The following is an 8,351-nucleotide window of genomic DNA, read 5'->3' as shown; positions in this document are numbered from 1 at the left end:
CTGGGTTTATTGATTATAGCCAGGCAACAATCAATATCCTTGCTAAAGCTTTCTGCTCTTTCCATCGCTCCATTATCGGGCGACACAATAACATGATCATTGCTCTGTAAAAATAATGGCTTCCATAAAGGGGAGGGAAGTATGTTTTCTAAATTTGCTTGCTCAGCATGCAAGTCTAAAGCTATAATTCTATCAACCCCAGCAGTTTTTATTAAATAAGTGATTAGATTCATAGATGAAGGTTTATTTTCAGATGAAGAAATATTTTGTCTTGCATAGCCAAAATATGGAATTAACGCAGTAATCTTGGCAGCATTTGCATGCTTAGCGGAGTCAGTTAGCAACAATAACTCCATTAGATTATTATTAACTGGCTTAGAAGTGGATTGGATGATAATTACTTCTTCTCCTGTGAAGTCCTCATTAATTTCAATCTTCATTTCTTGGTCTTCAAATAATTTATGATTGGCCTGAATAAGCTTAACAGAAAGCAAATCTGCAATGTTCTTACTAAGTTCTAAATTGCTGCTTCCTGCTAAGATAATCATATTCTTACTTCTCTCTTTTGGATGGCGATGACCAGCAACACAATAGCTCCAGTTAAGAATTTTAAATCAGAAGGAGCTAATCCCAATGACAATGCAAAACCTTGTATTTGCTGATAAATTAAAGCACCAATTAAAGGAGCCAGCAATTGCTTATTAAGAGTATCAGTTCCTATAATACTTTCACCAATCATAAGCGCTGCTAATCCGTGGATGACAATTCCAACACCCATGCCAATATCCATATAGTTTTGTAATTGTACCATTAATCCACCTGCAAGACCTGTGTAGCAATTTGCCACAAATAACCCTAAAATGGTGTATTTAGCCACAGAGATGCTTTTATCCTTAGAAAAGCTTGGATTTAAACCAACCGCACGCATTCTTAATCCTTTCTCAGTTTTTAAAAACAAGGAAAGAAAAGATACAAACCAGATTATAATTCCTAAAAGAATCATTATTTTTATAGCTATATGTCCATCGCTAAGTGTGGTTGGATAGTTAAATAAAGCAATATTAGGCTTACCCATAATTCTTAAAGACACACTATAAAACATGGTGCTAATAATTATCCCTGATAACAAGGTGTTAACTCTAAATCTTAAATTAACTAATGCAGTGCATATTCCTAATATACCAGCAGAAAGAGAAGCAATTAATGTGGCTATCCATGGATGAAAATCTAAAATTAGTAAACTGGCACAAATAGCCCCAGCAAAGGGATATGCTCCTTCAGAGGTTAAATCTGGAAAGTTTAGTATTCTAAAAGGAATCATAATTCCGTATGCCACTAAAGCTAACACTAAGGATTGGACTAATCCTGTTAAAATCAACTCATTTATCATGATTTACTCCTTAATGTTAAGTCTTCGTATTTATGAAATAGATCTAATAACTTTTTCACAGTTAAAGCTTTCTTTTTTTCTCCTTTGAGATCTAATACTATTTCTCCTTGATGAAGCATAATTAAGCGATCTCCATAGCTGATTGCATCATCCAATTTATGAGTTATCATAAGAGCAGTTATCTTATTGTTTACAATGCTTTTAGCTGTGTATTCTATTAACAACTTTTGAGCTTTAGGATCAAGAGCGCTGGTATGTTCATCAAGAAGCATAATATCAGGTTTAGCATGAACCGCCATTAAAGTGGCAATCATTTGTCTTTGCCCACCTGATAAAGAGCTTAAAGGCTGATCAATATAATCCTCTAACCCTATGCCTAATTCCTTCACTATAGAGATAACCGCATCTCGTTGATTTTTATAAAAATTAAAGCTTGCAGACTTTGCTAACAACTTACTTAGAACTATATTCTCAAGCAAAGTCATCTCAGGAATAGTTCCTTTGTTAATATCCTGAGTAACACTTGCTATAATTTTATTATTAGTGTTAATAACTCCACTATCTATGCTATATTCACCAGAGATACTTCGCATTAATGTGGATTTTCCAGAGCCATTACTGCCAATAACTATACAAAACTCACCATGGGAAAGATCCAAGTTTATTCCCTTTAATACAGGAGCGAAGTTACCTGAAAATGACTTCTCTACATTTTTTAAATTTAGCATTTCTCTATTCCACAATCGTTACATTCTCTAAGTTAACTGGTATTACAATGCCAAAACGATCAGCTTTTTGTTTGCTAATAAACCCATGATGATCTTCAACTGATGGATATACAGGAGCAAGCATTTCTTCGCCCCTTAATATGCGAGCCACAATATCTCCTGCATTTCTACCAACTTGTTCATAATTAACACCAAAGCTTGCCAACACTTGATTATTGATTACAGACTCTTCATTAGCATTAAAAACAGGAATTCCCATTTTATCAGCTTCTGCCACAATAACCGGTAGAGTTGGCTGAATAGGACCACTAGTGCCGACATAAATAAAATCAACTTTATCCTTAAAGTCTTGCATTCTTGTTGGCACATCTCTTGGTTGATCAACGGGCACAGCAACAACCTCCATACCAATATCTGTAGCAGCAATTTTAAGCATTTTCACTAACGCAATATCATTAGCTTCAGATGTTGCATATAATACACCAATTTTACTAGCTTTGGGTAATAGTTTTTTAGCAAATTCTAGTAGAAGGTCTAAATTTTGCATATCAGAGGTGCAGGTAGCATTGCCATTAATTTTATTCATATCCTCTAAAAGTCCAGCCTCAACTGGATCAGTTATCACATTAAAGATAAGGGGAATCTCTTTAATGTTATGCTTTGCGCTTTGTGCAACCGGAGTGGTCATTGCTATCATAACTGCTGGTTTTTTAAGCTTAAGTTTGGTTATCATCTGTGAAATGAGACTTGAGTCAAACCCCACATCCACAATATCATAAGAAATATTATTATTCTCAATAAACCCTTGGGAGGTGAGCTCTTCTTTTATTCCTTTTATAGAATCTTCTAAAGAAGAATGAGGTCCATAATTGGCTATAGCCACCAGAGGAAGTTCTTGCTTAGAAGAGTTTTTATACTCAAAAAGTGCAAGTGCCGTAATAAAGGCTATTATAATTAGTAGTATTTTTAATCGCATGATTGTTTCTCCATATTTATATATATATTATTTAAATGAAAATTATAGAAATAATAAATAGGCCAGGGGCCAAATAAACATGGAAGTATATAAATAGGACATTAATTTATTCTCGTATATAGTTTAAAAGTTAATCAAGCAGAACATAGGGCTAATTATTAGAGCCAACGCCATCCTTGATAATTTAGAACTAATAGAGATAACATAATTTAACCTTAAATTAATGATATGTAAGCTATTTAGATTACAGCTTTTTCGTACAATGTCAACAAACAAAGAGCTAATCAATTAAAATCAGCTCTTTTTAACTAAATAATTATTTTAATTCATCACGAAGCAGTGCTACCTTCAGATTCGCTTTCACCTTCAGCGTCAGTTATTTCTTCTGTCTTTTTAGCAGACACAATAGCAACAATAGTGGTGTATTCATCTAGTTTACATTCAACACCTTCAGGTAATTTAACATCCTTTAAGTGAATATTATCACCAATATTTAGATCACTAATATCAATAGTAATACCTTCAGGTATATTATCCGGCAAACAATATATCTCTAAATCATGGCGAGCAACATTAAGCAATCCATCTTGTTTAATACCAGGACATTTTTCTTCATTAGCAATATGCACACTTACAGTAACTTTTATTTTAGTGTCTTTATCAACATGCATAAAATCCATATGCTTAATATCATCAGTTACTGGATGAAGTTGAACCTCCTTAGGAATTACTCTATATTTATTTTTACCAACAGAAATATCAAACATGTGAGATAAAAACCCTTGTTTATGGTATTCCATAGATAATTCTTTTGCTGGAAGAGATAACATAACTTGAGGTTTACCAGCACCATAAATAATTGCTGGAACCATTTTGTTTCTTCTCACTTCTCTTGCATGGCCAGTACCCATTGTTAATCTTTCTTGACCTTGTAATGCATATATCTTTGACATTGTTATTCCCTTAAAATGTTTATTTATTCGCTCTTTATAATACAGATAAAATTCAATTAATCAACTAAATCTTAAGCCTCTTGGAGATTTGTTATGCTAACATTGCATAATTTTACTCTTAAGTCAAGATTCTATAGGATAAGTAATCTATTTTTAGGTTAATAATTAATTAATCTTTATAGGGTATTATCTCAAAAATAAATGCATAAGATTAATTATTAGGTGATAACTAAAATGACAGCCCCCAAAGAAACAAAACCAAAGAAAAAATTTTCTACAAAAGAAATGGTGCGTAGGATGAGGCATGCCCTTGAAACAATTGCTGCTAACCCAGATAGAAAAATGAGACCTGGAGTTTTAAAAGCTTTGGCACGTAAATTAGTAAAACAAGAGGGAAGATCTCTTTAAAGTTAGAAAATTAATAAGAGATAATAAAAAATGTCTGGAGATAAAAAATTAAAAGAAACTCTGCACAATGGCATGGATGAAATAGTACATTTACTTAAAACAACACTAGATCTTACTCAATCAGATAAGGACAAATATCTTGCTGAAGACATAGAATCTTCACATGGAAACAAATTAAAAACAATAAAATTTTTATTAGAAAAAGGAGCTGATGTTAACGCAAGAGGAAATGAGGGATATACTCCTTTGCATTTAGCTGCTGGAAATAAAGATCAAGATCTGGTTCATTTGTTGTTAGGAAAAGGAGCTAATCCTGATTTAAAAAACAAATGGGGACACACAGCTTTACATGAAGTAATGTTAGTAACCAACCAAGATAGTAAAAAAACAGGACAAGCTATAGTGGTTGATTTATTATCCCATGGCGCCTCCGTAAATATTAGAGACAATCAATATAGAACTGTAAAAGATATAGCTAAAGAAAGAGGATTTTTAGTTCCCAGTGCAGAGTTTTACCATAGACAAAGCTGGAGTGAATATTTTAAAAAAGCTAATCCAAACACAAAAGAAGTTAGAGATAAAATTAAAGAAGGAAAAAAGCAAGCAAATAAAGAGAAAATTATTTCAAAAGAATTAGCTGAACGGAGCATGGATAGCGCCAGAATAAAAGCATTTAATAGACTACAACTTGATCCTTCAAAATTAGAATTATCTAGCATGCTAAGCTCATTCCAGGGCCATTATAATATAGAAAACTTTAAAAGATCAAAAGCAACATCTATCCCTGAGTTCATCCAAGAATGCCAAGAAAATGCTAAAGAAGATGAGTACATAAGAGATAATGATCAAATATTAGAATTTGAAAGATTCATAAAAGAAATTGTACAAGATTATGATAATTATCGCGCTCCATCTAAACAAACAGAGCATGGAATAGAAAAATCTTCAACAATTGCAACTGAAACAACACAAGATAAAGTTAATAAAATTGAAGTTAAAACTCCCGTTGAACAAAAACTAAGTGAAGGTAATCGAAAAAAGTTAGATTCTGTAATTAACTGGAATAAGGTGTTGCGAACTTTAGCTAATGATGACAAAAATAATAAAATTGCCGCTAATCGTCCTAAACTAAGAAAAATGCTAAAATCATTTCGTTATAAATATATTAATGGTAATTCATCTTCTGATATTACAGAACATATAGAAGAAGCAAAAGCATATGCCATAAGTAGACTTACTAAAACAGAAAGGGCAAGTGGCGGGCTAGCATCCCTTAGCACAAGAATGACTGATTTAAAAATATTTGAACAAATTATTGACACCATAAAAAACGAAGCTATAAGTGAAAATCGTGAATCTGTATCTCAAGCAATAGATATATTTAAAGACTTGCCACCTGAAGTAAAAAAAACTAAAAAAAGCGTCTGGGAAATGTTTGACAGTGCAAAAAACAGTGCAGAAAAAGTAATCTCTTCTATATCCATACCTACCATGTCAGGAAAGAAAAAAGAGAGTAGCAAGCTTGGAAAACGCTAGAAGATTCTTCTTAACTAAGATACCATTTATGTTCTAGCAAAACAGAATGAGCAATTAATGTCTGATAAAATTATAGTGGGTATAGATGAAGCGGGAAGGGGGCCATTGGCAGGACCTGTAGTGGCTGCTGCAGTCATTATGCCAATTGCAATAGAAGGAGTGGCTGATTCTAAAAAACTATCTCCTAAAAAACGAGAGGGGTTATTTCAACAAATAATGGAAACTTGCAAAATTGGAGTTGGAATTTCTTCACCACAAGAAATAGACCAGATAAATATTTTACAAGCTACTATGCTTGCCATGGAACGAGCATATAATAACTTAAATATAACAGCGGATGTAGCTTTAATTGATGGAAATAAGGCTCCTAAGCTTAACTGCGAAGAGGTAACTCCCGTTATAGGAGGAGATGGAATAATTCCAGTAATTTCTGCAGCATCCATCATTGCAAAAGTAACTCGAGATAGAATAATGCATGAATTAGATCAAGAATTTCCCAGTTATCTATGGCATAAGAATGCTGGATATGGTACAAAAGCACATTTAGAGGCAATTTATGAGTTTGGACTCACTAAACATCATCGTCTAAGTTTTGAACCAATAAAATCTAGGTATAAAAAATGACCAATGGATTATATAGAGTAATTGATGATATAAATTCAAGTTTAGATAAAAAACTAGAATCTATTAATCTTAACCACCCATACAGTTCTATCTCTTCTTCACAAACAGATCTCATTAACAGCTACAGAGCTCCAATCATTGCTCAAGCTGTGCAAATATATACTGTAGGAAATAATGCAATAGCTGATGTTATTAATGATATATTAAATGAGAAACAAACATTAATAATGCAAGCCACAAAAAACAAGCTAATACCTGAACAAATTGAATTCATTATAACTAATGAACTATATCCCGACCTTATGAGAGAAGAGAATTTAGTTCATATAAAGGATATTCCAAAAAAAACAATAGATCTAATATTTGAAATATTAGGAGAGGAAAATATTCAACAGGTAGTTAACCTCATGCTTCAATTAGATGAAGCATTGTATAACGTATATATATTTACAGAAGATCTTGAGATAGAAACTTCAATTTCACCTAATAATAATATTACAGATGCTAATTTAGATGGCTCTATTCCTTCTGTAGGTATTATAGGTAATATAGATGAGGGTAGTAATCTTTGTTAAAACAAAAATAATAGGAGTATTAAAAATGACATTAGATGAATTACAGAAACAAATTAGAGAACTATTTGAAGAGAAAAAAATTGAACTATTGTGGAACATCCCAGCAGATGTAAGAGATAGAATATTTGGAGATTTAAGAGTTGAAGAAAAAAGAATTCTAAAGAAAATATCTCAATTAACAGAAGAGCAAATAGAAGAATCTTTTGATGATTTAATACAACAAACAATGAATGCTATAGAAGAAATAGCCAATGAAGAAAGCCCTCTTGATTTAACAACATCTTTTGAAGAAGATGAATCTCTCTTGATATTAGATGATGTTGAGAGAACAATTCAGGAAAATATAAATGCTAGAATATTTACAATTATTCACGAAGCAATAGGGGAGGAACCCACCCCCATGTTGTTAGAGGCCTTCAATCCAGGGTATTTAGCAGAAGAAGATATAGATACAGAAGTAATTGAATCAATTTTAGAGAATTTTGCTGATGAAATAGATCTTAGGAATCAAGTTAATGACCTCATTAGCCTTAGAGAGAATTTAATAGAACAAGCTAGAAACCTTGATGATCAGGCCTGCATGGATATCACCGCAACTATTAATGCAATTGTGGATGATATGGGGGTAGAGACAGAAGAAAGAGCTCAAAGAATAAGAGAAATTCTTTTAAAACTTGCCAATAATAATCCAGGAGCCCTAGAGCACGCCATAGAAATTGGTGTTAACCAAGTTGATATTACTAGATTACAACTCGCTGCCAATGAATTAGCCCAAACTAAACAAGATGATATGTCTAATCTTGTTCAAGATTCTATTGAATCAGCACCATATTCTCCTTTAAGAATAAGACCCTTAATAGAAGAACCTCAAACTTCAGAAAACATCTTGGAAGAGTTATATCAATATATCATAAACCAATCTCATTCATCCCCTAATACCCCTACAGTAGAAGAAGAAACACATGAAAGAAACTCCGCCGGAACCCCTATTTTTCCTGGTTTAGCCACAATTCACTTGTCAACAGAAGAAATTAATAATCAAATTCATTCATATTTAGAGCAAGTTCTTTTAGGAGAAGAAGGAAATTTTGACGCTGAGATCGTTGACTATGTAACAGGGATTATAGGGACAATAGATCAAAATGATGGCCGGCTTGGAAT

Annotated in this window: 10 protein-coding genes; 5 read left to right on the top strand and 5 right to left on the bottom strand. The window is 32.7% G+C overall.

Annotation, left to right across the window (positions count from 1 at the left end; genetic code table 11):
* The 5 genes from prs to N4A31_01290 form a co-directional block, all read right to left on the bottom strand.
* Positions 1-548, bottom strand: a 548-nt coding sequence (gene prs, locus N4A31_01310; protein ID MCT4634870.1) for a ribose-phosphate diphosphokinase, incomplete at its 3' end; no start/stop codon positions are given.
* Positions 545-1,390 (bottom strand): hypothetical protein, encoded by an 846-nt coding sequence (locus N4A31_01305; GenBank protein ID MCT4634869.1) that lies wholly within the window; start codon positions 1,388-1,390, stop codon positions 545-547. The genes prs and N4A31_01305, both read right to left, overlap by 4 nt.
* Positions 1,387-2,118: an ATP-binding cassette domain-containing protein gene (locus N4A31_01300; GenBank protein ID MCT4634868.1), complete on the bottom strand. Its 732-nt coding sequence runs from the start codon at positions 2,116-2,118 to the stop codon at positions 1,387-1,389. Before N4A31_01300 ends, N4A31_01305 begins: the two co-directional genes overlap by 4 nt.
* Before the next feature lie 4 nt (positions 2,119-2,122).
* Positions 2,123-3,094: an ABC transporter substrate-binding protein gene (locus N4A31_01295; GenBank protein MCT4634867.1), complete on the bottom strand. Its 972-nt coding sequence runs from the start codon at positions 3,092-3,094 to the stop codon at positions 2,123-2,125.
* 329 nt (positions 3,095-3,423) lie between these two features.
* The gene (locus N4A31_01290) at positions 3,424-4,047 is read right to left on the bottom strand and encodes a 50S ribosomal protein L25/general stress protein Ctc (GenBank protein MCT4634866.1); all 624 of its coding nucleotides are present in this window, start codon (positions 4,045-4,047) and stop codon (positions 3,424-3,426) included.
* Between the two features lie 234 nt (positions 4,048-4,281).
* Between N4A31_01290 and N4A31_01285 the strand changes: the two genes are divergently transcribed.
* The 5 genes from N4A31_01285 to N4A31_01265 form a co-directional block, all read left to right on the top strand.
* Positions 4,282-4,455 (top strand): hypothetical protein, encoded by a 174-nt coding sequence (locus N4A31_01285; GenBank protein ID MCT4634865.1) that lies wholly within the window; start codon positions 4,282-4,284, stop codon positions 4,453-4,455.
* 30 nt (positions 4,456-4,485) lie between these two features.
* The gene (locus N4A31_01280; GenBank protein ID MCT4634864.1) at positions 4,486-5,991 is read left to right on the top strand and encodes an ankyrin repeat domain-containing protein; all 1,506 of its coding nucleotides are present in this window, start codon (positions 4,486-4,488) and stop codon (positions 5,989-5,991) included.
* Positions 5,992-6,048: 57 nt separating this feature from the next.
* Positions 6,049-6,615 (top strand): ribonuclease HII, encoded by a 567-nt coding sequence (locus N4A31_01275; GenBank protein ID MCT4634863.1) that lies wholly within the window; start codon positions 6,049-6,051, stop codon positions 6,613-6,615.
* Complete coding sequence (locus N4A31_01270; GenBank protein MCT4634862.1) at positions 6,612-7,190, top strand: hypothetical protein; 579 nt, start codon at positions 6,612-6,614, stop codon at positions 7,188-7,190. The genes N4A31_01275 and N4A31_01270 overlap by 4 nt, the downstream gene beginning before the upstream one ends.
* A 25-nt stretch (positions 7,191-7,215) precedes the next feature.
* Positions 7,216-8,351: hypothetical protein (locus N4A31_01265; protein ID MCT4634861.1), on the top strand; the 1,136-nt coding region annotated here is incomplete at its 3' end.

Source organism: Rickettsiales bacterium, from assembly GCA_025210695.1.
Taxonomy (GTDB): domain Bacteria; phylum Pseudomonadota; class Alphaproteobacteria; order Rickettsiales; family CANDYO01; genus CANDYO01.
Note: the sequence above shows the minus strand (reverse complement) of the source record. Positions and strands in the feature narration are given on the sequence as shown.

Excerpts from the sequence above, each read along its gene's own strand:
- N4A31_01305 (MCT4634869.1), bottom strand. The coding sequence starts at position 1,390 with ATGATAAATGAGTTGATTTTAACAGGATTAGTCCAATCCTTAGTGTTA.
- N4A31_01300 (MCT4634868.1), bottom strand. The coding sequence starts at position 2,118 with ATGCTAAATTTAAAAAATGTAGAGAAGTCATTTTCAGGTAACTTCGCT.
- N4A31_01295 (MCT4634867.1), bottom strand. The coding sequence starts at position 3,094 with ATGCGATTAAAAATACTACTAATTATAATAGCCTTTATTACGGCACTT.
- N4A31_01290 (MCT4634866.1), bottom strand. The coding sequence starts at position 4,047 with ATGTCAAAGATATATGCATTACAAGGTCAAGAAAGATTAACAATGGGT.
- N4A31_01285 (MCT4634865.1), top strand. The coding sequence starts at position 4,282 with ATGACAGCCCCCAAAGAAACAAAACCAAAGAAAAAATTTTCTACAAAA.
- N4A31_01280 (MCT4634864.1), top strand. The coding sequence starts at position 4,486 with ATGTCTGGAGATAAAAAATTAAAAGAAACTCTGCACAATGGCATGGAT.
- N4A31_01275 (MCT4634863.1), top strand. The coding sequence starts at position 6,049 with ATGTCTGATAAAATTATAGTGGGTATAGATGAAGCGGGAAGGGGGCCA.
- N4A31_01270 (MCT4634862.1), top strand. The coding sequence starts at position 6,612 with ATGACCAATGGATTATATAGAGTAATTGATGATATAAATTCAAGTTTA.